This is a genomic window from Vibrio sp. Vb0888, assembly GCF_033338835.1.
GTDB lineage: Bacteria > Pseudomonadota > Gammaproteobacteria > Enterobacterales > Vibrionaceae > Vibrio > Vibrio alginolyticus.
This window is the reverse complement of the sequence record NZ_JAWOTL010000241.1, coordinates 1-1,140: the sequence shown is the minus strand read 5'-3', so window position 1 is coordinate 1,140 and position 1,140 is coordinate 1. Positions and strand designations below refer to the sequence as shown.

The window sequence follows — 1,140 nt, the reverse complement described above, 5'->3', positions numbered from 1 at the left end:
GTGTTGTTTCTCGTTAACAACAACTTAACTGTGATCAATGTTCCTAGGATCGAATTATTTAGAAAATAGATGTGTTGGCTTTCATATTCTATGCTTTAATAGTGAGAAGCTTTTAGCAGATACTAATAAAAAAGTTAGACACAAGGAGTGGTGGACATGAAAAAATGGCTTTTTCTGTTACTGTTTTTAGTGTCTGGCGTTTCTTTTGCTAACGATCTCCCTCCCCTTCCAGGGAAAACAAGCGCGTCTCCTCACAAACTGTTTATCTCGAGTGAAAGTTACCAAACCGACAGCTTTGATGTATGGAATATTGATGGTGGCTACGCCTATGAACTTTTTGATTCTGTTGACCTTTATGTAGGTGCGCGAGTCAATAACTCTCCGACTCAAAACCAAAGCGGCTTTCTCAGCGGGATCAGCTACCACTTCAATGATCGTGTCACCGTAAAAAGTACCGTAAGATCTTACAAATCTGAGAATAGCAACGGCATTCAAACCGAAGACAGTAGCCTCGCTGCTGAACTTTCTAGCCGCGTGAAAATTACCGATAAGTTAGACATTCACGCGACGTTGGATTACCAAGATTGGCAACAAGGCTTTGAGGTAGGTTTAGGTTTCCGATTCTAAAAATCGAGTGCTTCTTTTGAAATCAACACCCCATTCCAATCGGCATAAACATGATGTTTTGGTTGAACAATTTGGTTCAGCATCGTTAACGTCACGTTGACTTCACCCACACCACGCTTTTCCGTTTTAAACGGGCATGTACCCAACGCTTGCACTCCTATGTCCATTTGCGACATTTGTGCCACATCACGCACTGCTCCGTACACAATGATGCCTTCCCAACCATTTTCGATACCGAGTATCGCCAGCTGGTCACCAAGCAGCGCTTTTTGGCAGGAACCGTGTCCATCAACAATCAAGACTTTGCCAGTGCCATCCTGTTCTAGAACTTCACGTACTTTAGAATTATCGTGATAGCAACGCACTGTGACAATTTCGCCATGAAAGGCGGTACGTTGACCAAAGTTCTGTAGTGGTAAATTTAGCAACGTCACTTGGTCTTCAAATTGGTCACAAATATCTGGTGTTATGTCTCTCATATTTCCTCCGTGAATTTGCTCGCTCGGGCATAAC

The 1,140-nt window shown here is 42.9% G+C and carries 2 protein-coding genes; one reads left to right on the top strand and one right to left on the bottom strand.

Annotated elements, in window-relative coordinates:
• Window positions 1–156: 156 nt before the first annotated feature.
• On the top strand, window positions 157–627 hold the full coding sequence (locus R7P72_RS25340; RefSeq protein ID WP_020904215.1) for a hypothetical protein: 471 nt from the start codon (window positions 157–159) through the stop codon (window positions 625–627).
• Here the strand turns inward: R7P72_RS25340 and R7P72_RS25335 are convergent.
• A complete protein-coding gene (locus R7P72_RS25335; protein ID WP_005460676.1) occupies window positions 624–1,106 on the bottom strand; it encodes a putative 4-hydroxy-4-methyl-2-oxoglutarate aldolase in 483 nt (160 codons plus the stop codon). The genes R7P72_RS25340 and R7P72_RS25335 overlap by 4 nt on opposite strands.
• Window positions 1,107–1,140 lie beyond the last annotated feature (34 nt).

Excerpts from the sequence above, each read along its gene's own strand:
- R7P72_RS25335 (WP_005460676.1), bottom strand. The coding sequence starts at position 1,106 with ATGAGAGACATAACACCAGATATTTGTGACCAATTTGAAGACCAAGTG.
- R7P72_RS25340 (WP_020904215.1), top strand. The coding sequence starts at position 157 with ATGAAAAAATGGCTTTTTCTGTTACTGTTTTTAGTGTCTGGCGTTTCT.